27 protein-coding genes are annotated in these 24612 nt (G+C 37.3%); 11 read left to right on the top strand and 16 right to left on the bottom strand.

Annotation, left to right across the window (positions count from 1 at the left end):
• Position 1: 1 nt before the first annotated feature.
• Together B1B04_RS02375 and B1B04_RS02370 are read right to left on the bottom strand one after the other, a co-directional pair.
• Positions 2–1186: an FtsW/RodA/SpoVE family cell cycle protein gene (locus B1B04_RS02375; RefSeq protein WP_079559731.1), complete on the bottom strand. Its 1185-nt coding sequence runs from the start codon at positions 1184–1186 to the stop codon at positions 2–4.
• Positions 1187–1245: 59 nt separating this feature from the next.
• Positions 1246–1527 (bottom strand): Fpa/YlaN family protein, encoded by a 282-nt coding sequence (locus B1B04_RS02370; RefSeq protein ID WP_079559730.1) that lies wholly within the window; start codon positions 1525–1527, stop codon positions 1246–1248.
• A gap of 182 nt (positions 1528–1709) precedes the next feature.
• On the opposite strand from B1B04_RS02370, the gene B1B04_RS02365 reads away from it, so the two are divergent.
• Together B1B04_RS02365 and B1B04_RS02360 are read left to right on the top strand one after the other, a co-directional pair.
• Positions 1710–2210 (top strand): molybdopterin-binding protein, encoded by a 501-nt coding sequence (locus tag B1B04_RS02365; RefSeq protein WP_079559729.1) that lies wholly within the window; start codon positions 1710–1712, stop codon positions 2208–2210.
• A gap of 11 nt (positions 2211–2221) precedes the next feature.
• Positions 2222–2425: a YlaI family protein gene (locus B1B04_RS02360; RefSeq protein WP_079559728.1), complete on the top strand. Its 204-nt coding sequence runs from the start codon at positions 2222–2224 to the stop codon at positions 2423–2425.
• Positions 2426–2663: 238 nt separating this feature from the next.
• Here the strand turns inward: B1B04_RS02360 and B1B04_RS02355 are convergent, their stop codons facing one another.
• From B1B04_RS02355 to typA, 5 genes are all read right to left on the bottom strand, one after another.
• Positions 2664–3458 carry an ABC transporter permease gene (locus B1B04_RS02355; RefSeq protein ID WP_079559727.1) on the bottom strand — a complete coding sequence of 265 codons (795 nt, stop codon included), beginning with the start codon at positions 3456–3458 and terminating at the stop codon, positions 2664–2666.
• A complete protein-coding gene (locus B1B04_RS02350; RefSeq protein WP_079559726.1) occupies positions 3451–4218 on the bottom strand; it encodes an ABC transporter ATP-binding protein in 768 nt (255 codons plus the stop codon). Before B1B04_RS02350 ends, B1B04_RS02355 begins: the two co-directional genes overlap by 8 nt.
• 1 nt (position 4219) lies before the next feature.
• Positions 4220–5212: an ABC transporter substrate-binding protein gene (locus B1B04_RS02345; protein WP_079559725.1), complete on the bottom strand. Its 993-nt coding sequence runs from the start codon at positions 5210–5212 to the stop codon at positions 4220–4222.
• A 244-nt stretch (positions 5213–5456) separates the two neighbouring features.
• Complete coding sequence (locus B1B04_RS02340; RefSeq protein WP_079559724.1) at positions 5457–5855, bottom strand: YlaH-like family protein; 399 nt, start codon at positions 5853–5855, stop codon at positions 5457–5459.
• 30 nt (positions 5856–5885) lie between these two features.
• On the bottom strand, positions 5886–7730 hold the full coding sequence (gene typA, locus B1B04_RS02335) for a translational GTPase TypA (protein WP_079559723.1): 1845 nt from the start codon (positions 7728–7730) through the stop codon (positions 5886–5888).
• A 138-nt stretch (positions 7731–7868) separates the two neighbouring features.
• Between typA and B1B04_RS02330 the strand changes: the two genes are divergently transcribed.
• Entirely contained in the window at positions 7869–8054 is a 186-nt protein-coding gene (locus B1B04_RS02330) for a DUF5325 family protein (protein WP_079559722.1), read from the top strand.
• Between the two features lie 57 nt (positions 8055–8111).
• On the opposite strand, the gene B1B04_RS02325 is transcribed toward B1B04_RS02330, so the two are convergent.
• Positions 8112–8906: an inositol monophosphatase family protein gene (locus B1B04_RS02325; protein ID WP_079559721.1), complete on the bottom strand. Its 795-nt coding sequence runs from the start codon at positions 8904–8906 to the stop codon at positions 8112–8114.
• A 228-nt stretch (positions 8907–9134) separates the two neighbouring features.
• Positions 9135–9332, bottom strand: a complete 198-nt coding sequence (locus B1B04_RS02320; protein WP_079559720.1) for a hypothetical protein — start codon at positions 9330–9332, stop codon at positions 9135–9137.
• A gap of 120 nt (positions 9333–9452) precedes the next feature.
• On the opposite strand from B1B04_RS02320, the gene B1B04_RS02315 reads away from it, so the two are divergent.
• A complete protein-coding gene (locus tag B1B04_RS02315; protein WP_079559719.1) occupies positions 9453–10079 on the top strand; it encodes a YktB family protein in 627 nt (208 codons plus the stop codon).
• Between the two features lie 427 nt (positions 10080–10506).
• Here the strand turns inward: B1B04_RS02315 and B1B04_RS02310 are convergent, their stop codons facing one another.
• Together B1B04_RS02310 and B1B04_RS02305 are read right to left on the bottom strand one after the other, a co-directional pair.
• A complete protein-coding gene (locus B1B04_RS02310) occupies positions 10507–10794 on the bottom strand; it encodes a UPF0223 family protein (RefSeq protein WP_079559718.1) in 288 nt (95 codons plus the stop codon).
• Positions 10795–11046: 252 nt separating this feature from the next.
• Positions 11047–12003 carry an NAD(P)H-dependent flavin oxidoreductase gene (locus B1B04_RS02305; protein ID WP_079559717.1) on the bottom strand — a complete coding sequence of 319 codons (957 nt, stop codon included), beginning with the start codon at positions 12001–12003 and terminating at the stop codon, positions 11047–11049.
• A gap of 152 nt (positions 12004–12155) precedes the next feature.
• Here B1B04_RS02305 and B1B04_RS02300 point away from each other — a divergent pair, with 152 nt between their 5' ends.
• The gene (locus tag B1B04_RS02300) at positions 12156–13625 is read left to right on the top strand and encodes an aminotransferase class I/II-fold pyridoxal phosphate-dependent enzyme (RefSeq protein ID WP_079559716.1); all 1470 of its coding nucleotides are present in this window, start codon (positions 12156–12158) and stop codon (positions 13623–13625) included.
• A gap of 41 nt (positions 13626–13666) precedes the next feature.
• Here B1B04_RS02300 and B1B04_RS02295 read toward each other — a convergent pair whose 3' ends face one another.
• Positions 13667–13999, bottom strand: coding sequence for a helix-turn-helix transcriptional regulator (locus B1B04_RS02295; protein ID WP_079559715.1), 333 nt, complete (start codon positions 13997–13999; stop codon positions 13667–13669).
• Positions 14000–14427: 428 nt separating this feature from the next.
• On the opposite strand from B1B04_RS02295, the gene B1B04_RS02290 reads away from it, so the two are divergent.
• Complete coding sequence (locus tag B1B04_RS02290; protein ID WP_481817164.1) at positions 14428–15024, top strand: class I SAM-dependent methyltransferase; 597 nt, start codon at positions 14428–14430, stop codon at positions 15022–15024.
• A 34-nt stretch (positions 15025–15058) separates the two neighbouring features.
• Here the strand turns inward: B1B04_RS02290 and B1B04_RS02285 are convergent, their stop codons facing one another.
• Positions 15059–15736: an LrgB family protein gene (locus B1B04_RS02285; protein WP_079559713.1), complete on the bottom strand. Its 678-nt coding sequence runs from the start codon at positions 15734–15736 to the stop codon at positions 15059–15061.
• Positions 15729–16172, bottom strand: a complete 444-nt coding sequence (locus B1B04_RS02280) for a CidA/LrgA family protein (protein WP_079559712.1) — start codon at positions 16170–16172, stop codon at positions 15729–15731. Before B1B04_RS02280 ends, B1B04_RS02285 begins: the two co-directional genes overlap by 8 nt.
• 297 nt (positions 16173–16469) lie before the next feature.
• Between B1B04_RS02280 and B1B04_RS02275 the strand changes: the two genes are divergently transcribed.
• The 5 genes from B1B04_RS02275 to B1B04_RS02255 all read left to right on the top strand — a co-directional run bounded on the left by B1B04_RS02275 (position 16470) and on the right by B1B04_RS02255 (position 22127).
• Positions 16470–18089 carry an ATP-binding protein gene (locus tag B1B04_RS02275; RefSeq protein WP_346426979.1) on the top strand — a complete coding sequence of 540 codons (1620 nt, stop codon included), beginning with the start codon at positions 16470–16472 and terminating at the stop codon, positions 18087–18089.
• Positions 18076–18762 carry a response regulator gene (locus tag B1B04_RS02270; RefSeq protein ID WP_079559710.1) on the top strand — a complete coding sequence of 229 codons (687 nt, stop codon included), beginning with the start codon at positions 18076–18078 and terminating at the stop codon, positions 18760–18762. Before B1B04_RS02275 ends, B1B04_RS02270 begins: the two co-directional genes overlap by 14 nt.
• Before the next feature lie 267 nt (positions 18763–19029).
• A complete protein-coding gene (locus B1B04_RS02265; protein WP_079559709.1) occupies positions 19030–20058 on the top strand; it encodes a tripartite tricarboxylate transporter substrate binding protein in 1029 nt (342 codons plus the stop codon).
• 48 nt (positions 20059–20106) lie between these two features.
• Entirely contained in the window at positions 20107–20583 is a 477-nt protein-coding gene (locus B1B04_RS02260) for a tripartite tricarboxylate transporter TctB family protein (RefSeq protein ID WP_079559708.1), read from the top strand.
• Positions 20584–20600: 17 nt separating this feature from the next.
• A complete protein-coding gene (locus tag B1B04_RS02255) occupies positions 20601–22127 on the top strand; it encodes a tripartite tricarboxylate transporter permease (RefSeq protein WP_079559707.1) in 1527 nt (508 codons plus the stop codon).
• Between the two features lie 42 nt (positions 22128–22169).
• Here B1B04_RS02255 and B1B04_RS02250 read toward each other — a convergent pair whose 3' ends face one another.
• The gene (locus B1B04_RS02250; RefSeq protein ID WP_079559706.1) at positions 22170–22952 is read right to left on the bottom strand and encodes an SDR family NAD(P)-dependent oxidoreductase; all 783 of its coding nucleotides are present in this window, start codon (positions 22950–22952) and stop codon (positions 22170–22172) included.
• A 242-nt stretch (positions 22953–23194) separates the two neighbouring features.
• Entirely contained in the window at positions 23195–24610 is a 1416-nt protein-coding gene (gene lpdA / locus B1B04_RS02245; RefSeq protein WP_053483451.1) for a dihydrolipoyl dehydrogenase, read from the bottom strand.
• Positions 24611–24612 lie beyond the last annotated feature (2 nt).

The raw sequence follows: 24612 nt of genomic DNA, 5'->3' as shown, positions 1-24612 counted from the left end.
TTTATGATTGTGTCTTTCTCCTTTCTACCTTTTCAAACATAGAAATATTGATTAATATTCCCATCGCTAAAGATAGAATAATTATAGATGTCCCGCCATAGCTAATAAAAGGTAGCGTGACACCGGTTAACGGGATTAACCCAGTTACACCCCCAAGATTGATAAACGTTTGCCAGCCAATCCAGCTCGCAATACCAGCCGTAATCATACGTGCTAGTGGATCTTTCGTGCGCAACGCAATCGAAAACCCTTTATATACAATAAACCCTAAACCACCTAAAACGATAAGAACTCCCCAAATTCCTAGTTCCTCCATAATAATTGCCATAATAAAATCGGTTTGTGGTTCAGGTAAATACCCCAATTTTTGAATTGATTGACCGAGACCTCTTCCTTCTAAACCGCCTCCGCCAATGGCATAATAACTATTGACAACTTGGTGACCACTACCAGTCTCATACTCAAACGGGTTAATGAATGATTTAAGACGTCCTAAACGGTTTGTCGTTAACATATTTCCTTTAAACAGCATTAGTATACCAAAAATGACTCCTCCAAACGCGCCCAACACTCCAAAAAACTTCCAAAATGTTTTAAATGGGATACCACTCGCTGCTACAACACTAACCGCAATTCCACATAGAATAATACTTGCTCCCAAGTCGGTTTCAAATGCTACACCCGCAACAACAAGAATCCAGAGGAATATAGGATAAAATATTTCATTTGGTTGTAGCTTTTCAAGCGTATACTTCTGTCCTTTCCGATAAAAAGCTGCAGCAAAATATAAAATTATAAATAGCTTCGCATATTCAGAAGGTTGAAAATTACCAAAACCCGGAACATGTATCCAACTTTTAGAACCTATCCCTGCCGTATCACCGTTACCAGCAACTTTTACCCAAGTAAATAGAACAACTAACACAGCCGTCAGTAACAACATTACATTTTTATTCGCATAATGTTTATACGGGAAAAATGCTGCTACTAATAAACCAAAAAAAGCTACAATTAAATTGATTACTTGCTTGTGATAATAGAAATCTGGAGCTTCTCCTTTTTGTGCAATCGCCACCATCATACTGGAGCTATAAATCATTACTAAACCAAATAAGCTTAATAATAGAACAGTAAAAAACAACGGGTAATCAAAATTTTGTGCATAACGTTTTAAATATTGTTTCATCGGAAAACCTCATTCTAGAAAAAAAACTCAAATCGCAAATGCGTTTGAGTTTTTTCTTTTTATTTGTCTGTATACGCGTCATGTAGTACAGAAAGTTCTTTCTCGAGTGAATCGAGAATTTCTTTGCCTTTTTCGCGTTCAATGAGTCCAAGCTTAACAGCAAATTCAATTTCACGTGAAAGGCCGAACATTTGTGTATCTAATACTTCTTCATATAGAGGGCATTGTGGCATTGTTAAATGATCCATTTGTACTCGAATGAGGCGAGCAATTTTATCTGCATCAGCAACTAAAAGCTCCAAAGCCTTCTCTTGAAAAGAAGTTTGTGATTTAGTATCCATGAGGACGCCCCCATTATCTGATATTTCTTCGATTCTATCTTAATAAAGTTTATCTTTTAGTCGTTAAAAATGCAAGTGTCTACATTGGAAAATAGAGAAATCGAATTATATTTCTTTATTATCTCTAGTCATTAGCGTTATACTATTTCATGGATATACAAGATTTAAGGAGGATTTCTATAATGGAAACAATAATTCCTATTAAGGGCGCAGTTACATTCCAATTAACATTAGATCCCACTGTTTGGATTTTCGATGATCGTAAATTAGATTTAAAAACGTATTTCGACACAAAAGAAGTTGAAGAAGATTCGGATATTAAATATATGCGTGAGGTAGGTGCTCACTGGTCACGTGAGATTATGGAAGGAGCTACTTTCCCACCAACATTGAAATCAGAACGAAAATTCGACCGCAAAGGGATGGAAACAGGCACTTTCGGAATCGAATTAAGTCACTTCTTAAAAAATGCTGATATTAAACCTGAAGCAACAACAATCGTCATTGAATGTGAAGATAACAAAGAATATCCATTTACAATCGAAGAAGCTTATACATTAATTTTAAAATATAGCCAAGATGGTAAGCCATTAATGGAAGATGGTCCTGTTCATGTGCTATTTAGAGACGGTTCAAATGTAGACAACCCTATCAAAAATGTATTAGCTATTCGTGCTGAGTAGGAGGGAATGCAATGCGCGTAAAGTGCGTTATTTGCGATACTATTAACAATTTAGATGATAATTTACCGTTAGCAAAAAAATTACGCAATCGACCAATTCATACGTATATGTGTGAAACATGTCATGACCGTATTGAAGATAATACCGTCGCACGCATTGAAACAGGAAATTTCCGTTTTTATCGTACTTCACCACAGATGGATAAAGAATTTTAACTGATCAGCCGAAGGAGGTGACCCATTATTTGCGTCACCTCCTTTATCATATTGAAAAAAAGGTGATTTCCGTTTCAGGCTACTCACCAAGATTTATCGGAACAAAATCTCATTTTATCGGAACAATTTTAACTTTTATCGGAATATTATCTCGTTTTATCGGAACAATTTCTGTTTTTATCGGAATATTATCAACACGAAGGAGGCGACTCATTATTTGAGACACCTCCTTTAACATTTAACCATTATTTTTTATAATCGCCTTCTCAATCAATTCGACAACCTGATACATAATCGTCGCAAAAAAGGCGATGATGAGAAGTGACATAAGCACAAGATTAAAATTAAACACCTGAAAACCATAAATAATTAAATAACCAAGCCCTTTTGAGGCAACTAAAAATTCACCAACTATGACACCTACCCAAGAAAGTCCTACATTTACTTTCAAAGTAGAAATAATCGTTGGGAAGGAAGCAGGTAAAATAACTTCTTTAAATATTTGCCATCTGGTTGCCCCAAAAGTTTGTAATACTTTGCTGTAGTTAGGATCAACCCCTTTAAAAGCCGTATAAACCACGATGGTTGTAATAATGATTGAAATCAAAGCACCCATCGCTATAATAGAAAAATATCCAGGACCAAGGGCGACTATTAAAATGGGTCCTAAAGCAACTTTCGGCATAGCGTTTAAAATAACTAAATATGGATCTAGTACCTTTGACAGCATCGATGACCACCACAATACTGTTGCTATTAATGTACCCAGTAGTGTTCCAGCAATAAAGCCAATAATCGTTTCCATTAAAGTAACGCCAACGTGAAGTGTTAACGTACCATCGCCCACTTTTTCTACCAATGTTTGCCACACACGCGTTGGAGAACTAAAAATTAAACGGTCAATCCACCCAACTCTTGATAGAAGCTCCCACCCACCGAAAAATACGAGTAAGATAATAAACTGATATAATCGAACATAGCGCTTTTCTTTTTTTAACATTTGCTGATACTGTTTAAACATTGTATTATCCAAGACTCTCCAGCTCCTTCCAAATAATTTGGAATATGTCTGAATACGCTGGATGCTGTCGAACATCAAAAGGTGACAGCTCTTGTAACTCTGAAGGTATTTCAAATACTTTATGCACTGTACCCGGATTGGCAGAAAACAGAAATACCCGTTCACTCATCGCAATTGCTTCACCAATATCATGTGTCACAAGAATTGCAGTTTTTTGATAGGCCTTTAACGTTTCAACAACCAAATCCTCCAGTTTTAATTTAGACTGATAATCAAGTGCCGAAAATGGTTCATCTAGCAATAAAATTTTAGGGTCCACTGCTAAAGTTCTTGCAAGTGCTACACGTTGACGCATGCCACCAGATAACTCTCTCGGATAGTTGTTCCCTACATGCGGCAAACCAATTTCTTGCAAAAGTGCATTTGCAGTTACTTTATGAGTTTTATTACTTCGTTCCATGATTTTTAACCCAATAGTGACATTTTCTTCAATGGTCTTCCAAGGAAATAAATAATCTTGCTGGAGCATGTAGCCAATGAGAGACTGATTGTGTGTTGAAATTTCCTCACCATCAATGTATACCTTGCCCTCTGTAGACGAAAATAAGCCCGCAATAATTGATAATAACGTTGTTTTCCCACATCCGCTCGGTCCTATAAAAGAAACAAACTCACCCTCACGAATATCTAAATTGATATCACGTAAAACTTCTTTTGCCTGCGTTTTCGAAAAATAGCTATGGTGAATATTTTTTACTTTTAAAAATTCCATATTACTCAGCTGCCTTTTTAGCAAAGGTTGTATTTACAAGCTTTTCATAATCCACTTTTTGAGGAAGTTCACCCGCTTCTCCCATGATCGTTTGCAAGTTATCCCATTCCCCTTTATCCAAAATAGGATCTGTAGCATAGGAACCCTGTGATTTATAACGCTCTACCACTGTTTCGATTAATTCAATATCTACATTTTCAAAGTATGGCTGAATAATTTTCGCTATTTCTGCTGCACTCGATTTTTGCACAAAATCCTGTGCTCGCTTCAATGCATTTGTGAAACCTTGAACTGTCTTCGCTTTGTCCTTTAAATAGCTGCTTTTCGCCATAAACGATGTATACGGCAATTGCCCAGATTCAGTACCAAACGAAGCGACAATATAGCCTTTACCTTCTTTCTCAAACATACTTGCTGTCGGCTCAAATAGTTGTACATAGTCCCCTGTTCCAGAAGCAAAGGCTGTAGAAATATTTGCAAAATCAATGTTTTGAATGAGTTTTAAATCATTGGTAGGGTCAATGCCATGCTTTTTCAGTACGAACTCACCAGCCATCTGTGGCATTCCACCTTTACGCTGCCCTAAAAATGTAGATCCCTTCAATTGATCCCATGAAAAATTATCCATCTTTTCGCGTGCAACTAAAAATGTACCATCTGTTTGTGTTAACTGCGCAAAGTTTTGAATCGGGTCATTAGAGCCTTGGAGCGTTACATATATAGAAGTTTCCGATCCAACTAAGGCGATATCAATCCCATCAGATAGTAACGCCGTCATTGTCTTATCGCCACCCGCAATTGTTTGTAGCTCAACGGAAAGCCCTTCATCCTTGAAGAAGCCTTTTTCAAGTGCTACATACTGCGGCGCATAGAAAATTGAGCGCGTCACTTCTCCAACTTTGACTTTTTCTAGCTCCGTTTTATTACACGCTGTTAAAGAAAGGAGTAATAAAGCAATAACACTAAATAGTAAACTTTTTTTAAGCCAACGCATTCCATTTCCTCCTTAATTGATGAAATAAGCCTATCGACATTAACTTATTCACACTAGAAGATTTCGGTGCCAATCAATTTAGGTTTGAGAGACACAATCGATAGAAATTGGGTTCCGTAGCCAAACGTTTATATGTAGATGGCTTAAAACGATAAAATAAAACAGCCTTAGCAAACTAATGCTAAGGCTGTTTTATTACTTAAAAACTCAATACAAGTTTCACGGTATAGGAGCCAAGCTACTCTCATTGATTGGCAGCTTGTTGCTCTTCTCTTTTTTCACGCCACATACGTGTTTTATATACAATTAAAATTAACGCCGCTACGATGAGACCCTCAATCATAGGTAGGAATAACGCGAAAAATGTCAACATAATACATCCCAGGAATAGGAACGCATAAATGACAATATTTTGAGATAGCTTTAACTTCTTTGCAAAGCCTAATTTATAGACAATTGCAGAAAGTACAAATACAAGAAGAAATACAACGAAGCCTGCAATGTCATAGCTCGGTAAATTTTCATATAAAAATCTTGTTATACCTGCCATTCTCTCATAAACCTTTGTTGTTTCCTCTGAATTTGTTGATGCAGCAACTTGAATAACATTTAGTTCACCCAATAAAGCGGACTTTATATCCAAGACTCCTCTTCCTTTCATGTCAGCGGAAAATTATTGTTCTGCGTTACGTAATTTTTTCGCTGCTTTCTCACGTTCGTTTTTATCTAGAATTTGTTTACGAAGGCGAATAGATTCTGGTGTGATTTCTAAGTACTCGTCATCACCTAAGTATTCAAGCGCTTCTTCTAGTGATAAAATACGTGGCTTTTTAATAACATTCGTTTGGTCTTTGTTTGCTGAACGGATGTTTGTTTTTTGTTTCATTTTTGTGATGTTTACAGTGATATCAGCGTCACGAGTATTTTCTCCAACGATCATACCTTCGTAAATATCTGTACCTGGCTCCAAGAACAGTGTACCACGGTCTTCAATTTGCATCATACCATAAGTTGTTGATTTACCAGTTTCCATTGAAACTAGTACACCTTGGTGACGGCCACCAATTTTCCCTGGTACTAATGGTTGATAGCAATCGAACGTATGGTTGATAATACCGAAACCTTTTGTCATCGACATGAATTCAGTTGTATAACCGATTAATCCACGAGCTGGTACTAAGAACGTTAAACGAACTTGACCACTGCCGTTGTTCACCATATCAAGCATTTCACCTTTACGTGTACCAATTGATTCGATAATTGAACCAACATTTTCTTCAGGCACATCGATTTGAACGCGTTCGAAAGGTTCACATTTCACGCCGTCGATTTCACGCACGATTACTTGTGGTTTTGACACTTGTAATTCGAAGCCTTCACGACGCATGTTTTCGATAAGGATAGATAAGTGAAGCTCCCCACGACCTGAAACTGTCCAAGCATCTGGAGAATCAGTATCTTCAACACGTAAAGATACGTCTGTTTGTAATTGAGCACGTAAACGCTCTTCTACTTTACGAGAAGTAACCCATTTCCCTTCACGACCTGCGAATGGAGAATTGTTTACTAAGAAAGTCATTTGTAAAGTTGGCTCATCAATACGTAATGGCGTTAGCGCGTCTGGATGCTCAACAGGGCAAACTGTTTCACCAACGTTGATGTCTTCCATACCTGAAACGGCGATTAAGTCACCAGCTTTTGCTGTCTCAACTTCTTCACGTTTTAAGCCGAAGAAACCAAAGATTTTCGTTACACGGAAGTTTTTCACTGTTCCGTCTAACTTCATAAGAGATACTTGTTGACCTACAGAAATTGTTCCGCGGAATACGCGACCAATACCGATACGTCCAACGAAGTCATTATAGTCAAGTAAAGCTACTTGGAATTGTAATGGCTCTTCTGAATTATCAATTGGTGCTGGGATAGCTTCGATAATTTTCTCAAATAGACATTTCATATCCGCTTCTTGCTTAGATGGATCAGCATCTAAAGAAGCTGTACCATTTACACCTGAAGCATAGACAACAGGGAATTCTAATTGATCTTCATCTGCACCTAGTTCAATGAATAATTCAAGTACTTCATCTACTACTTCTAGTGGACGAGCTGAATCTTTGTCTACTTTATTAACAACAACGATTGGTGTTAAACGTTGTTCTAATGCTTTTTTCAACACAAAACGTGTTTGTGGCATACAACCCTCATACGCATCGACAACTAGTACAACGCCATCTACCATTTTTAAAATACGTTCTACCTCACCACCGAAGTCAGCGTGTCCAGGCGTATCAAGGATGTTGATACGAGTTCCTTCATAGTTTACTGCTGTATTTTTAGCTAAAATCGTAATACCACGTTCGCGTTCAATATCGTTAGAGTCCATTGCACGTTCTTCAACACGTTCGTTTGAACGGAATGTACCTGATTGTTTTAGTAATTGGTCGACTAAAGTAGTTTTACCATGGTCAACGTGTGCGATAATTGCGATATTGCGAAGATCTTGACGTAAGTTTGTCATTATTCCACTCCATATTCTTTTTTCGAATGTTTAACTGTGATATTATAGCACAAGAAGGATAGAAATGTCCTTATTAGAATTTTCCTCATTCTAAAAAATATATTTGATTTACAAATTTTTAATATAGGAGGCTCGGCTATGAATCGTGCAAAATTCGTAATGGCCATTTACGCATTAGCTGCTGTTTTAGCAATGTGTTCTATCGGGTATTCAGTAGCAATTAGCAGTGTATTAGGTATAATAGCAGGCATTGTGGCTACTTGTGTCATTTTCATGACAGCCTTTAAAATGAAACGTAAACTACGTGAGCAAGGTTTACTATAATAAATGTTGATTGCTTAAGTAAGAAGGAGCCTGTCTAAAAAATAGACGGCTCCTTTTTTATTCATAAGGCACAATATAATTTTCTAATAGCTCTTTGTGTATAGAAGGATTGGCAATGATAAAAGTATCCTGATGCAAAAAGTCAAAGCCCTCTCCATGTAAATTAGTGGTGATGGCACCAACTTCCTTAGCGATAATAGTCCCCCCAGCAATATCCCATGGTGATAGTCGCATCGATACATAAGCATCTAATTTACCACTGACAACAAACGCTATTTCCATTGCCGCTGAACCATATGACCGCGTACCACGTACTTTCCGAACCATTTCAATGACTTTTTCATGGTGAATATGTCGATTGGGTGCTACCCAATGAGCGTTTATACCAATGACCGATTCCTCCATTTTGACTGACTGCAACTTACGTAATGGAGAGTCATTGTACCATGCCCCTTGACCTGCAATAGCATAAAATAAATCTTCACGCATGACATCGAATATGTAACCTAGCTTGCCTACCCCATTAACAAAAATACCGATAGAAATCATAAAATGACGATGTTGTTTCACAAAATTCATCGTGCCATCGATCGGATCAATAATCCATACGACACCTTCTAACGACTCTACTTTCTCTCCCATTCCCTCTTCCCCTAAAATTTTGTGGGTTGGATCGAAACTTCGTATTTTTTCGATAAAAAATAATTCTGTTTCACGGTCAATATTTGTAACAAGGTCATTGGCACCTGATTTTGTCTCAATAATTAGATTGTACGAAAAGGCCTCCCGAATACGTCTCCCCGCTTCAACTATAATACTTTTCGCAAACTGATCAATTTGTTGTAAATCCATAAAAACCCACCCTTCGATTATAAGAAAAGGCCTCACACATTTTTTAACTTTCTCACTACTTAAGGCTTGATTTCTCATGACGTTTTGTTAATACGTAGCTCCTAGTACTTCTTTGAAATTAAAACTTCCTATTATGATATACTGTCTATTTTACCCTTTATAGCAATAAAAATCACCTGCTGTCGGAATATTCAGCAAGTGATTTTTCAAATCGGTATAAAATTTTGACTACGCATAGACGTGCAAGCTCTCAAGTTCAAGCTGAATTTCAGCCAGACGTTTTTTACTTTTTTCAATTTCAAACTCATTTTTTTCATTCATTGCCGAAAAGAGTGAGGCTAATTCATAATCTAATTCTAATTGTAAAATGTGTTCATATTGCTTTTCAATGTCGACTTTACGTATAATTTTTACGATAGGTTTCATAAAAATCACTTCCTTTTTTTATTTTTTCACAATAACAACTTCGAGAAAGTTCTTGTTATAAGATTTTTTCCCATTTTCGTAATAAAATAAACCTTATAAATCGAAAGGAGTAAATAAAAAATGACGAAAATAAAATGGACGAATAAAGACTTCAATGTTTTTCAAATAGACGGATTAGAACAGAGAATGGATGCCTTAAATGAATGTGTAAGACCAAAATTCCAAACTCTTGGAGAGGATTTCTCTTCCTTCTTTTCGAGTCATCTTGGAGAGGAATTTTATCCTCATGTTGCGAAGCATGCACGTAGAACAGTAAATCCTCCGAATGATAGCTGGGTTGCCTTCGCTCCGTACAAAAGAGGTTATAAATCATTACCTCACTTTCAGATTGGTCTTTGGAGCACACATTTATTCATCGTCTTAGCTATTATTTATGAAGCTCCACAAAAAAATGTGATGGCAGAACGTTTAATCGCCAACAGAGCAATGCTGCAGCAACTTCCTGATGACTTCATTGTCTCTGGGGATCATATGTCACCAGCAGCAATCTCCATGCAAGATGCAAAGGAAGACAAGCTAGATGCATTACTTATTCGTTTACGCGATGTAAAAAAAGGTGAGTTTTTAGTAGGTCGACATATTCCAAAAGATCAAGCGGTCAAGCTGTCAGCTAGTGAACTTCATCAATTAACAGAAGATACCTTTAACCGTTTACTCCCTATTTATAACATCATTGTTGGAAAATAAAGTTTGAAGGATTGTGCTTTAAGATTTATGGCATAATAACTAAAAAACAATGTTCCATGATAAATATTTATATATTGTGGAAAATTTACGTCATTATCCCTAGCAAATGAAAATTTGTTTGAGGAATACTTTTATGGGTTTGAGTTGAGAAAGTTATTATTTTTTCTCTATTTTTCAAGAAATTTAAAAAAGTTTGATTTTGTTTAAGTAGTATATGAAACACGCTTATTTTTAACACTGGGATGGTGTAAAGGGATCGGATAAAAACAAGAACTGAAATTGTTCCGATAAACTATGATGAGTAGCCTGAAACGAAAATCACCCTCTTTTAAAAGCAAATTTTAAAAATTTCACATTATAAAAGCGCAAGAAATCAACGTTTTTAAAATTGATTTCTCGCGCTTTTTAAGGTTTTGACCAGTTTTATTTATCTACGCTGCTTCGGGGCAACTTTAATAATTGTGCCATCCGTTGCGTCTTTTGTTTGTTTCACAACAGGATAACTGACATAGCCACTCGCTTCTTCAAATTCACGGAAAATTGTTTTTTCCTCGGCCTGTGAAGGAACAATTTCTTTAAAACGACGATATTTCGCCATCATCACTTCACGCTTAATTCCTTTTTCATAAGCTTGTTCAATTCCTTCAAAAAATTGGACAACATCAACAATTTCCTCAGTTGACCAATCCGTCGAAAACGGATAAGAGTATTCCATTGGACATAACCACCTTTATGTTATTGACCCGATACAAAAAACATATACATTTCTTAAAAAATGTAGACATCTCTACAGTGACACAACTTATATCTTTTGACTTTCGCTTTTGTGTCTTCCTTATTCTCCGAGCCTAGTTTCGCCTAAGCTACTGCCAATTAGTATGGCTCTCCAAAGGCGATTACAATACGAGATGGCTTGGTTTTCACAATCTCATTAGAACACTGATGTAAATGATTTGTTCGTATGTCGTTAAGCCCATTTTACCCGGATACTCTCTGCTTCTGCAACCATTCGAGTGATCAGCTCCTCGACAGTTGGAATATCATGGATCATTCCTGTAACTTGTCCAGCCCAGCCAATGCCTTCTTCTTTTTCACCCTCATAAATAAAACGTTTATTTGCTTTCCCGCTAATATAATCTTTTAATGCCTCATACGTAGGTGTAGTGCGCTCAATTTCTAAAATCTTTTCCGTAAATTCACTGCGTAACGCTCTTGCTGGTGCACCTATAGAGCGTTTTATAACAGTCGTATCTGCCTCGGTGCTTGCGAGTAATGCTTCTTTATATGCCTCAGAGGCATCAACACATTCCTTTGTCGCAATAAAACGTGTACCCATTTCAATTCCCTCTGCTCCCAGTGCATGAGCTGCTATCCAGCCACGGCCATCACCAATACCACCAGAGGCAATAACAGGTATTTTCACCCTATCTACAACTTGTGGCACGAGCACCATTGTCCCTATATCATCGCGTCCAAGATGACCTCCACCCTCTTGTCCAACAACCATAACAGCATCTGCGCCTAGTTCTTCCGCCTTTTGAGCTTGTCTACGTGCAGCAACAAGAACTAATTTTTTAATATCCGTTCCTTCCAAAATATCAAAAATTGGTGCAGGATTCCCGCCAGTCATTGTAACAACGGGTACTTTTTCTTCCACCGCAACGCGCACCATTTCCTCATAACCAGTGCCATACATACCAATTGCAAAATTTACGCCAAACGGTTTATCCGTTAATGTTCGTACTTTATGAATCTCTGCGCGCAATAAGTCAGGATCCCGTAAACTCATCGCTGTTATTTGCCCTAGCCCCCCAGCATTCGACACCGCTGCTGCTAAATCAGCATAGGCTAAATAGGCTAATCCCCCTTGTATTATTGGATATTTAATATTTAAAAGCTCCGTCACACGCGTATTCCAATTCATAGTACCTCCCCTTTCCTACGATAACTAATTTCTCTAAATTATCAAAAAAACCTTTATTTTTTATTTTTTTCTGTAAAGTCTATTTTTTCGTGCAATTAGGTGCTATAATTCTTTTGTTTTGTTAGATATTAAAAAGTGAGGTGGTACCTGCGTTGTCACAACTAGAGACTCCATTGTTCGACGTATTATTAAAACATCGGAACAGACACCCAATTCAATTCCATATTCCAGGCCATAAGAAAGGTCAAGGTATGGATCCTGCGTTTCGAGAATTCGTCGGCGACAACGTTTTATCAATTGATTTAATTAATATTGCTCCACTAGACGATTTACATTCACCAAAGGGCGCCATTAAAGAAGCGCAAGCACTTGCTGCACAAGCCTTTGGTGCTGATCATACATTCTTTTCCGTTCAAGGTACTAGTGGCGCCATTATGGCGATGATTCTGACCGTCGTCGGTCCAGGTGATAAAATTCTAGTACCACGGAATGTTCATAAATCCATTATGTCGGCGATTGTTTTCGCTGGAGCAATCCCGATTTTTATTCATCCTGAAGTAGATAGTGAATACGGTATTTCTCATGGAATATCGCCTGAAGCTGTTGAAAAAGCTTTAAATGCTTATCCAGATACAAAAGCAGTACTTGTAATTAATCCAACGTACTTCGGCTTCTCCGCAGACTTAAAGCGTATTGTAGAAATAGTCCATACACGTAATATTCCGGTAATTGTCGATGAAGCACATGGTGTACATATTAAATTTCATGATGACCTCCCTTACTCCGCAATGGAAGCCGGGGCTGATATGGCTGCAACAAGCGTACACAAACTTGGTGGCTCTATGACTCAAACGTCTATTTTAAATGTTCGTGAAGGTCTTGTTTCTGCCAAACGTGTACAAGCTGTTCTATCGATGCTAACAACGACATCGACATCTTACCCATTACTTGCTTCTCTTGACACAGCACGACGTCAGCTGGCAATCCATGGTTATGATTTAATTGGTGATGCACTTCGCTTGGCAAAGGATGCGCGTAAACGCATTAACCAAATTCCACATATAAAATGTGCTGGTAAAGAAAAATTAAATTCATCAGCAACTTATGATATGGACCCTTTAAAGCTACTAATAAGTGTTAAAGATTTAGGCATCTCTGGTCATCAAGCTGAAGAATGGCTTCGTCACAACGCAAATATTGAAGTAGAATTATCGGACCTATACAATATTTTATGTTTAGTGACACTAGGTGATACGAAAAAGGAAATTAATCTCCTCATCAATGCTCTTAGTCGTATGTCAAAAGCATTCAATTCAGAAGCTACTATTACTGAGGCAATGGTTAATGTACCGGATATTCCTGCACTTGCCATGTCACCACGCGATGCATTTTATGCAGATACTGAAGTTGTTCCTCTTGAAGAGGCAGATAATTGTATTTGTGCAGAATTCGTTATGGTATATCCCCCAGGTATTCCGATTTTTATTCCCGGGGAAATAATTACACAAGAGAATATTCGTTATATACAAATGAATATTGAAGCTGGTTTACCTGTACAAGGACCAGAAGATACAACATTAAAAACGATTCGCGTCATAAAAGAACGCAAACCTATTATTTAATAGCAAAGCTACCTCTTTCTGAGGTAGCTTTTTGTTTCGAATCAATACTGATAATAGAACCAAGAAGAGAGCATAGCGAATACAGGGAAAATAAGCCACCAATACTTCCATAAAAAATCACCAACAGTTTTATGATCGGATTGATTTGAATCAGAGACTACAGGTGTTTGATATTTTTCTTCACCTGTAATAAGTTGGTCTAAAGAAATTTCATATAAATCACTTAACCTTCTCAAATTATCAATATCCGGATAACCTTTTCCTAACTCCCATTTTGAAACGGATTGCCTTGAAATATTTAAAAAGCCTGCGACATCATCCTGTGTATACTTATGTTGTTCTCTCAATTCTTTTAAACGGTTTTCTAAATTCATTGAATTTCACCTCCAATTTATTGGATTTGAACAAATATTACTGGATTAATACACTTTATTCTAGAAGTTGTTATTTGCTAATTCGCAACGCATAGTTGCTCTCATGAACGAAGCAAAAAATTCGATTGTAGCGCTTGCTTCGCTTACAATATATATAATCAATTATGCCTCGGCATAATTGCGTCCAGAATCGGCTTTGTGCTTAGGCCTGCACGAGGGCCGACACGATGTCGGTCATTTCGGTAATGCCACAGGACGTGGCGTTTTTACCGATGCAGGTCAGTTAGCCATTATCGCATGGATGCGATGATTTTAGGCTAACATCCCCTAAGAACTCCTTTCCGATTCCTTGACATCCGCCGGAAGCATTAAGTTCTTTCAGCGGATGTTTGGACACCCGCTGAAAGAACTTAATGGGAGTGATAGGATTGAACACATGGGATCAACGATTTAACACAATCGAATACGTTTATGGTGAGCAACCAAATGCTTTTATAGAAGACTATGTTCACTACTTAGAAGATTATACAAACGTGGCTGCATACGCAGAAGGTGAAGGTCGCAATGCAGTATTTTTAGCTTTACAAGGCCATACAGTAACTGCCTTTGATTATGCTGAAAGCGGTCTTGAAAAAACAAATCAGCTTGCAGAAAAGCATAATGTTGCTGTTCATACAAAGCTTACTGACCTACTTGAAGATGAACTACCAATCGAAACGTTTGATACTGCTATTATGGTGTTTGGACATTTTCCGGCTGAGCACCAACAAGAAGTGTTTAAGAAGATTGTCGATTCCGTAAAGTCTGGCGGTCGTATTATGATGGAACTTTATTCAATTTATCAACTACCCTACGCCTCAGGTGGCCCAAGACAGCTTGATTTTTTATATGATCCATTAGATATTCTAAAATGGTGTCAGCCTTATAAAATCATTCATTTTTTCACAGGTGAACAAGTGCGAAATGAAGGTAAGCTCCACACAGGCCTTGCTCATACCATTCAGTTTATTATCGAAAAAAGTTAAAAAAAGCTATATACAGATTCTGTATATAGCTTTTTCACAAGAATAAATAAACAAATAATGGACATAAAAATGCGCCAATAATTGCAGTTAAGGCCATAGATAATGAGCCTACTGATAATTCTTGTTCTCCGTATTCTCTTAATTTAACAAGACCAACACCGTGTGAAGCGCTACCTACCGCAACACCTCTACTAACGGCGGAGTCAATTTTGCCGTATTTAATGACTAATGGTCCTATAATAGCGCCTACAAACCCTGCCAGCATGACAAGCACAGCTGTTAAAGGTGGTATGCCTCCAATTGTCTCACTCACCTGCATACCTACAGGTGTCGTTAACGATTTAGGTAATGCTGTCAGCAACCAGCTTTTATTAACACCAATCCATTTCAGCATAATAAATATTGTCACTAAACCTGTAATCATGGCAATAAATATACCTGACAAAATTGCATATTTATATTTCATAATAATCTTTCGCTGGTTATATAAAGGATAAGCAAGTGCTACAACTGCTGGACCTAGCATTTTTTGTAGCCATTCACCACCCTCCATATATGTAGAGTATGGAATATTAAAGATTACTAACATAATTGCACTGACGATAGTTGTCGTCACTAGCGGAATCATTAAAGGATGAGGGAAACGTTGATAAAGTTTTGTAAATAATACGAATAACACAACGGTACTAACGACAACAATAATTTCAATCAACCGTTAATTCCCCCTCTCCTTCTTCTACAATGGCTTCTGTTTCTTTTTTAGTCAGCTCTTTTTTCTCAACAATTTGACTAAGTAATCCCGTCACATAAATAGAGATTAGCGTACTTGCAATAACGGCTAGCATAATCAATAGACCAGTTGTTGAAACAAGTTCAGGGTAGTCAATCACTCCTACTGTTGCAGGAATGAAAAACAAGGTTAATACGCCAATTAAAAAACCTGCTCCATCTTGAATGTATTCTACTTTAATTATTTTTAAATGGAGTGAAAGTGCTAATAATAGTAATCCAATTACACTTCCAGGAAGAGGTACCTGTAGTAAAGTAACAATACCGACGCCCATGTAATAAAAGATATTGAGTATCCCAATCTGGACAATAATTCGAACAACTCTCTTTAACATCGCAACAAAATTTTCGTTCAACATTTCGCCACATTCCCCCCATTACGTCCATTCTACAACTGCAGGAATTTTCTGTCTATTATAATTTTAGAAAAACAATAGAAAAAAACCTACAATAGAAACAATATTTCAACAAAACATACTATTTAGGCACACGAATCTTTCTACTATTTCTAAATACAAAATAATTAAATGCTCCTCAACTCTATCAACCTTTGAATCCCTTTTATAGTTTTTGAACAACCATAGATTATAGAACATATTAGCTGTTATCATAGATTTACTATTCCGAATTTTATAAATTTCTATAAAAGGAGATGAATATCTATTATAAAACCATTAAAATTACAAACACGCTTTGCCTACTATAGTAGTTTTTTCATTCTAATCATTGTAGTCTTTGCTGGCTTATTATTTTATTTAACAATTTCCGATGCACTGCAAACACAACTGGGAAAAAGAGCACTTTATTTAGCAGAAACAACTGCTGATCGTGGTGATGTTTTAGCTGCGTTTAAAACAGATAATCCAACTGAAGCACTTCAAAAAATCAGCATCACTATTATGAACACAACAGAAGCTGCTTATGTAGTTATTGGCGATAAAAATGGGATTCGTTATTCCCATCCGATTACTGAACGAATTGGCAAACCCATGGTTGGTGACGACAATGACCGTGCATTATTAGATGGAGAATCCTATATTTCGATTGCAAATGGCTCTATGGGTGAGTCAATTCGAGGTAAAGCACCTGTGTTAGATACGGATGGAACGGTTCTCGGTGTCGTTTCAATTGGCTACTTAACAAGTGAATTAGACCATCTATATTTGCAATATCTCGACAACATTTTTTATATTATGATGATTGCCTTAATAATTGGTATTCTCTGTTCCGTTTTTTTATCTCGTAGCATCAAAAAACAAATTTTTAATCTCGAACCAAATGAAATCGCTAATCTTTTCACAGAGAAAAATGCATTGATTGAATCTGTACGAGAAGCAATTATTACTGTTAATCATAAAGGTGAAATTACAACTCTGAACAATGCCGCAGCTAAAATTCTGCATTTATCTGACAAAGATTCCGTAATTGGCGAAAATATTAAATATTATGTTCCAAATACTCACCTTCTTGAAGTACTTACTTATGGAAAAAAACAACACGATAAACCAATGATTATTAATGGAAATGAAGTAATTGTGAACCGCGTGCCCATAAAGATGAAAGGTAAAATTGTTGGCGCTGTTGCTAGTTTTCGTTTGCAGTCTGAAATTGACCAGCTAGCGATCGAATTATCTCAAGTGAAGCAGTATACCGAAGCCTTACGTTCACAAACACATGAGTTTAACAATATTCTCTATACAATATCTGGGCTAATTCAATTGAATGCCTCAGATGAAGCTTTATCTATTATTCATAAAGAGGTACAAGGACAATCCTCATTAACTCAGTTCATTACAAATCGTGTCAAAGATCCATTTTTAAATGGACTTATTATTGGATTTTTCAATCGAGCCCGGGAATTAAAAGTCAAACTTATTTTCGATGAAGACAGTTATATAGAAACATTGCCTGAAAACATCGAAAAAAGTCTCATCATTTCCATCATGGGTAATTTGTTGACAAATGCTTTTGAAGAGGTTGAGAAAAACAAAGATCGTCCACCAATTGTTAGACTTTTTGTTTTTGACAATGGCGAAGAAATTGTAATAGAGGTTGAAGATTCAGGGAACGGCATAGCACAAGAAAAGCTAGAAATACTCTTCTTAGAAAATATTTCGACAAAAGATACAAAATTTAGAGGATACGGTTTACGTAAAGTTATCTCAAGTGTTCATGAATTAAACGGCACACTAGCTCTTGGAGAAGGAGATTTAAGCGGGGCTTTATTCATTGTATCTATTAACAAAGGGGGCAATTTAGAAGATGCAAAGTATTGAAGTATTGATTATAGAGGATGATATACGTGTGGCGGACGTGCATCGGCGTTTTTTAGAAAAAATTGAAGGATTTCATGTCATTGCCTGTGCAAATACCGGTGAGGAGGCACTAGACTGGCTCATGTCTTTTTCTCCGCAACTTATTCTATTAGATGTTTTTTTACCTGATATTCTTGGTGTTGATTTGATTGATAAAATCCAAGAGCTTCGACCATTTACTAACATTATTTTGATTACAGCCGCAACAGAGGCGCATATTGTGCATGACGCTTATCGAAAAAATGTGACGGACTATATTTTAAAACCCTTTACTTTCGAGCAATTGAAGGAAAGTATCGAAAAATACCGCTTAAAACATGTTATTTTACAAAATGATGAAAAATTCACACAAGAAAAAATTGAACAGCTCTGGCCAAAAGCACCTTCCAATGAAAAAGTAAAATTATCATTATTGCCAAAGGGGATCGATCCAACAACAATGAATTATGTAATCAGTCATTTAAATACAATCGAAGATGGTACTACTGCAGAAGTACTAGGAAAAAATATCGGGGTTAGCCGTTCTACAGCTCGGCGTTATTTAGAATTTCTCGTTACACAAAGACAGGCACATACTGAACTTATTTATGGTACCGTCGGTCGACCAGAGCGTAGATACTTCATCACTCAATAAAGCGAAACTTTTAGCAGGGGTTTTTCTTCATCCCTACTAATTATTAGTTTTCACCAATCGGGCTTTCACGCACAGTCAATCGCCCACCAAACTTCTTCTTTCGGTACAGATAATTTACTAATTGTTAATGCAGAATAAACTTTATGATCAAAATGAAATAAATTATCATTATTATCACAACATTGTCATTGTCAGAATATACGGTAAATTTATGGTAGCGCTCGCAATTCCAGCGCTACCATATTTCTTTTACAAGGGGGATTTCTTATGTGGAAAACATGGATGAAATTTGCAACAGCTGCACTTTTATTAGCTACTTTAGCAGGCTGTACTTCTTCAGATTCTTCAAGCGATGAGGGCACAGAAGAAAAGAAAGTAAGCAATTATCCAAAAAACAATATTACGATTGTTGCTCCTTCTGGCGCTGGAGGTGGCTGGGATCTAACAGCACGTGCAATTTCTAAAACGATGAATGATACGAAACTTATTGAAAAACCAATTCAAGTCGAAAACAAACCTGGTGGCGGAGGCGCAGTATTTATGGCTACTTTTGCAACTAAAGAATCTAATAATGACTACATGCTAATGGTAAAATCACCACCTATTTTGATTAATCATGAAAAAGCTGAAGGAAACAGTAAATTTGGTTACAAGGATACAACGCCAATAGCACAGTTAACGCGTGACTATGGTGCAATTGTTGTTAAAAAGGATTCGCCTTACAAAACCCTAAATGACATGTTAAATGCTTTAAAAACTAATCCACAAAATGTAACACTTGCAGGAGGATCTTCACCTGGTTCCATGGATCATTTGATAGGTATTATTCCGGCATTTAAATCAGGAATCGATTTAAAAACAGTTAAATACGTTTCTTATGATGGTGGTGGTGAAGCTGTTGCCGCGCTTTTAGGAGGTAATGCCGATGTAATTGCCACAGATGCCTCGACAATTGCAACTTATGTAAAATCAGGTGATGTCCGCGTACTAGCAGTCAGTTCTTCAGATCGTTTAGAAGGTGAACTAGCCGATGTACCAACATTTAAAGAAGCAGGTATTGATGAAGAGTTTACAATTTGGCGCGGTATTTTTGGTCCGAAAAATATGTCAAAAGATGCTTTTGCATACTGGTCCGAAAAATTACAAGCAATGGTAGAAACGGATGAGTGGAAATCTGAAGTAGCGCGTAATGGCTGGCAAAGTGAGTACCGCAATGCTGAAGAATTCACAAAGTATTTAGATCAACAAAATAAAATAATCGTTGAACTTTTAACAGCCTTAGGTATGCAAAAATAAAGAAAAGCGACTTTAATAGTCGCTTTTCTCAAGGGGAGGATAAAACGTTTGAGCCAAACTTTCGATAAAATTTCGAGTATTGCATTTTTCATCATTGGTATTTTATTTATCACAGAAGCAACACAAATTTCTGATAGTGCATATGGATCCACAGTTGGACCCAAATCATTTCCTTTGGGATTAGGTATAGTTCTAATTTTACTAAGTTTACGGCTCTTCTACGAGACATGGAAACAAGCTGCGAAGTCAAAAATAGTGAGAAACACAAAAACATCATCACAAACAACACCCATTGAACTAAAGAAGTTTCTAATACTATTTATTAGTGCGATTGCCTATGTATTTTTTCTTGAAATAGTAGGTTACGTTATTACAACATTTATCTTTTTATTAATCGGTTTCCAAACGATGGAACGAGGAAAAATATTAGCTTCTATTAGTATTTCAGTCGCTTTTTCAGTTGGCATTTATTATGTATTTTCAGTTATTTTAGGAGGATCTTTGCCTAGTTTCCCAACTTTTTAATGTAAAGGAGTGAAAACATGACAACATTGCAATTTCTAGCAGATGGCTTTGCAGTTGCCTTTCAATGGCAAAATTTATTATTTGCGTTCGTCGGTGTTATTATCGGAACTGCGGTTGGAGTACTTCCTGGAATAGGTCCAATGAGTGGAGTTGCTTTACTCATTCCAGTTACTGCAACACTTACTTCAGGGCTACCAACTGAAGCTGCCGCTGCAAGTTCCATTATTTTACTTGCAGGCGTATATTACGGAGCTATGTACGGCGGCTCAACTACTTCTATCTTATTGAATACACCCGGAGAATCTTCTTCTGTTGTTACAACACTAGATGGTTATCAAATGGCTAAACAAGGTCGTGCCGGTAGTGCTCTTGCTATTGCGGCGATTGGCTCATTTTGCGCAGGCATTATAGCATTGCTTGGCCTTGTACTATTAGCAAAGCCTTTATCAAGTATCGCATTAAAATTCGGCCCTGCTGAATATTTTTCTTTAATGCTATTAGGTCTTGCCGCAGTTAGTGGACTAGCTGGGCGCTCGATTACAAAAGCTTTAATCATGACGGTGCTTGGTTTAATGATTGGTACAATCGGGATTGATGCTGTATCTGGAATCGAACGTTTTACATTTGGTCAACCAACACTGTTCTCTGGGATTGAATTTTTGACAATTGCAGTTGGTTTATTTGCCTTAGGTGAAGTATTCAAAACAATACTTGAAAAAGACAACGATGACGGTCAAATTGCGAAGATTAATCGCGTTTTCCCAACAAAGCAAGATTTTAAAGATAGTATGGTACCCATTGCACGTGGCTCATTTTTAGGATTTTTCATTGGTGTCTTACCAGGGGCTGGAGCAACTCTTGCTTCTTTCTTTTCTTATATTACCGAGAAAAAATTCAGTAAAACACCAGAGCAATTCGGTAAAGGTCATATTGCTGGTGTAGCTGGACCTGAATCAGCGAACAACGCAGCTTCGGGTGGCGCAATGATTCCATTATTAACATTAGGTATCCCTGGTTCTGGAACTACCGCTATTTTAATGGGGGCACTCATTATGTATAATATTCAACCTGGTCCCTTACTTTTCGACGAGCATCCTGAAGTGGCTTGGGGTTTAATCGCGAGTATGTTTATCGGTAACTTAATGTTATTAATTTTGAATATGCCACTTGTTCGTGTTTTTGCAAAGGTCATTGAAACTCCAAAGAAATATTTATTACCTATAATAATAGCTATATCATTCTTTGGCGTTTATGCTGTTCAATATACGACGTTCGATTTATATTTATTACTTGCCTGTGGTATACTCGGATATCTTTTCGCCAAAAACGACTATCCTGTAGCACCGCTAGTACTAGCCCTAGTTTTAGGCCCTATGATCGAGAACAATATGCGTCGCGCTTTAACTATTTCAAATGGTGATTTCTCAATTTTTGTAAGTAAGCCATTATCATTAGTATTTCTAATTGTTGCAGTGTCTTGGTTACTCATACCGATCTTTATGAAAATGCGTGGTAAAAATGTCATTATTAATGAAGAAGAATAAAAAAGAGTGGAGAGAACCTATTCTCTTCACTCTTTTATGTATCTATAATGCGTGTCCAGAACCGCCATCAATGTTTACAGAAGTGCCAGACACATAACTAGCTGCATCAGATACTAAAAAAGTAATGACATTTGCCGCTTCTTGAGTATCCCCTACACGACCAAGTGGAATTGCTTGACCTACTTTACGAGAATACTCATCCCACGATAGCTCGGGTTCTGCCTCTTTCCATGTCTTCTCTATTTGATCACTACGAATAAGCCCAATACAAACAGAGTTCACACGTATATTATCTTTTCCTAAGTCTTTGCTCATAGCTTTCGTTAATGCCAGACCTGCCGCACGACTTACAGTACTAGGGAGTGAGCTTGCCGGTGGTGTTTTAGCCATTACCGCAGTTACATTAACTATTGCACCGCCACCAACCTTACGCAAATGAGGTGCAGCATATTTTGAACAATTGACAGCACCAAACACCTTTAAATCTACATCAGCCTGCCATAGCTCACTACTAACCGATTCAAATGGATTTGCTGAAGCTGTACCTGCATTATTAATCAGAATATCAAGGCGACCAAAATGCTCTACTGCTCGTTCTATTAAGTACTTACAATCTTTTTCTTTTGTAATATCAGTTGGTACAATTAAAACGTCCTCGCCTGTTTCATTTTTAATACAGCCAGCAGCCACTTGAAGCTGTTTTTCACCACGAGCACAAAGTACAACCTTCGCTCCCTCTTTCACAAGCTGCATCGCTGTATAATAGCCAATTCCCTTACTTGAGCCTGTAATAACTGCTACTTTCCCCTTTAAGCCTAGTTCCATTTTTATCACCCCAGTATTTTGTTCAACTTCCCTTGTTTCAAAGACATCGTTATCATTTCCGGACATCTAGCAGTCAATTACTAGATTTATTTGACACAAAGTCTATCCGGTATGTAATACGTTCCCAACCGAACTATATTTTTAGAATATTCATTCGATATAATTACTTTATCAAAATTACATGTAATATACAAAAAAACGGCTACAAAGCAAATGCTTTATAGCCGTTTTCATAAACTTTATTATTTTTTTGCTACAATATGGATTGGATTGCCAAGTAATACCTCAGCAGCTTCCATTGTAATTTCACCTAATGTTGGGTGAGCATGGATTGTTAACGCGATATCTTCAGCAGTCATACCGCCTTCAATAGCTAAGCCCATTTCAGCGATCATATCTGATGCACCAGCACCTACGATTTGAGCACCGATTAATAAGCCATCTTCTTTACGCGCAACTAGCTTCACGAAACCTTCTGTTTGGTTTAATGCAAGTGCACGACCATTTGCTGCGAATGGGAATTTCGCTGCAGTGTATTCGATGCCTTCAGCTTTCGCTTCATCTTCGTTATAACCAACTGTTGCCATTTCTGGATCTGTGAAGCATACAGCAGGAATAGCTAAATAATCAACGATTGATTTTTCACCAGCGATTGCTTCAGCAGCAACTTTACCTTCGTAAGATGCTTTATGAGCAAGCTGAGGACCAGCTACAATATCACCAATTGCATAGATGTTTGGAATATTTGTACGGCATTGTTTGTCAACATTGATAAGACCACGTTCACCGAATTCAACACCGATTTCAGCAAGGCCCATTTCATCTGTATTTGGACGACGACCTACAGTTACTAATACGTAGTCAGCTTCAACTTTTTTCTCTTCTCCGCCAACTTCATATGTTACTACTACGCCGTTTTCTGTTTCTTCAACGCCTTTTGCAGATGCGTTTACTTCCATTTCAACGCCTTTCTTTTTAAGGCCTTTTTTCACGATTTGTGTCATTTGTTTTTCGAAGCCAGCTAAGATATCTTTTCCGCCTTCGATAATTGTTACTTGTGAGCCAAGGTTAGCATATGCTGAACCTAACTCTGTACCAATATAGCCTCCACCGATAACGACTAATTTACCTGGTACTTCTTGTAAAGAAAGTGCGCCAGTAGAATTTAGTACGCGATCAGAGAATTTAAATGTTGGAATTTCAACTGGGCGAGAACCCGTTGCGATAATTACATTGTTAAATGTGTAAGTTTGAGCAGATTCACCATTGATGATACGCACTGAATGAGCGTCAACGAAATAAGCTTCACCTTGTACAATTTCAACTTTATTACCTTTAAGTAAGCCTTCAACACCGCCAGTTAATTTTTTAACAACGCTGTCTTTAAATGCTTGTGCTTTTGAGAAGTCTAATTTCACATCAGAAGCGATGATACCCATGTCATCTGAATGTTTAGCATGCTCAAAACGGTGACCTACTGAAATTAATGCTTTTGATGGGATACAACCTACGTTTAAGCACACACCACCAAGTACATTTTTTTCAACGATTGTTACTTTTTGGCCAGTTTGAGCTGCACGAATTGCTGCTACATATCCTCCAGGACCTGAACCAATGACAAGAGTATCTGTTTCGATTGGAAAATCTCCTACTACCATTT

It is taken from the genome of Lysinibacillus sp. KCTC 33748 (assembly GCF_002237755.1).
GTDB lineage: Bacteria > Bacillota > Bacilli > Bacillales_A > Planococcaceae > Lysinibacillus.
Note: the sequence above shows the minus strand (reverse complement) of the source record. Positions and strands in the feature narration are given on the sequence as shown.

Excerpts from the sequence above, each read along its gene's own strand:
- B1B04_RS02375 (WP_079559731.1), bottom strand. The coding sequence starts at position 1,186 with ATGAAACAATATTTAAAACGTTATGCACAAAATTTTGATTACCCGTTG.
- B1B04_RS02370 (WP_079559730.1), bottom strand. The coding sequence starts at position 1,527 with ATGGATACTAAATCACAAACTTCTTTTCAAGAGAAGGCTTTGGAGCTT.
- B1B04_RS02365 (WP_079559729.1), top strand. The coding sequence starts at position 1,710 with ATGGAAACAATAATTCCTATTAAGGGCGCAGTTACATTCCAATTAACA.
- B1B04_RS02360 (WP_079559728.1), top strand. The coding sequence starts at position 2,222 with ATGCGCGTAAAGTGCGTTATTTGCGATACTATTAACAATTTAGATGAT.
- B1B04_RS02350 (WP_079559726.1), bottom strand. The coding sequence starts at position 4,218 with ATGGAATTTTTAAAAGTAAAAAATATTCACCATAGCTATTTTTCGAAA.
- B1B04_RS02345 (WP_079559725.1), bottom strand. The coding sequence starts at position 5,212 with ATGCGTTGGCTTAAAAAAAGTTTACTATTTAGTGTTATTGCTTTATTA.
- typA (WP_079559723.1), bottom strand. The coding sequence starts at position 7,730 with ATGACAAACTTACGTCAAGATCTTCGCAATATCGCAATTATCGCACAC.
- B1B04_RS02330 (WP_079559722.1), top strand. The coding sequence starts at position 7,869 with ATGAATCGTGCAAAATTCGTAATGGCCATTTACGCATTAGCTGCTGTT.
- B1B04_RS02325 (WP_079559721.1), bottom strand. The coding sequence starts at position 8,906 with ATGGATTTACAACAAATTGATCAGTTTGCGAAAAGTATTATAGTTGAA.
- B1B04_RS02320 (WP_079559720.1), bottom strand. The coding sequence starts at position 9,332 with ATGAAACCTATCGTAAAAATTATACGTAAAGTCGACATTGAAAAGCAA.
- B1B04_RS02315 (WP_079559719.1), top strand. The coding sequence starts at position 9,453 with ATGACGAAAATAAAATGGACGAATAAAGACTTCAATGTTTTTCAAATA.
- B1B04_RS02310 (WP_079559718.1), bottom strand. The coding sequence starts at position 10,794 with ATGGAATACTCTTATCCGTTTTCGACGGATTGGTCAACTGAGGAAATT.
- B1B04_RS02305 (WP_079559717.1), bottom strand. The coding sequence starts at position 12,003 with ATGAATTGGAATACGCGTGTGACGGAGCTTTTAAATATTAAATATCCA.
- B1B04_RS02295 (WP_079559715.1), bottom strand. The coding sequence starts at position 13,999 with ATGAATTTAGAAAACCGTTTAAAAGAATTGAGAGAACAACATAAGTAT.
- B1B04_RS02280 (WP_079559712.1), bottom strand. The coding sequence starts at position 16,172 with ATGTTGAACGAAAATTTTGTTGCGATGTTAAAGAGAGTTGTTCGAATT.
- B1B04_RS02270 (WP_079559710.1), top strand. The coding sequence starts at position 18,076 with ATGCAAAGTATTGAAGTATTGATTATAGAGGATGATATACGTGTGGCG.
- B1B04_RS02265 (WP_079559709.1), top strand. The coding sequence starts at position 19,030 with ATGTGGAAAACATGGATGAAATTTGCAACAGCTGCACTTTTATTAGCT.
- B1B04_RS02255 (WP_079559707.1), top strand. The coding sequence starts at position 20,601 with ATGACAACATTGCAATTTCTAGCAGATGGCTTTGCAGTTGCCTTTCAA.
- B1B04_RS02250 (WP_079559706.1), bottom strand. The coding sequence starts at position 22,952 with ATGGAACTAGGCTTAAAGGGGAAAGTAGCAGTTATTACAGGCTCAAGT.
- lpdA (WP_053483451.1), bottom strand. The coding sequence starts at position 24,610 with ATGGTAGTAGGAGATTTTCCAATCGAAACAGATACTCTTGTCATTGGT.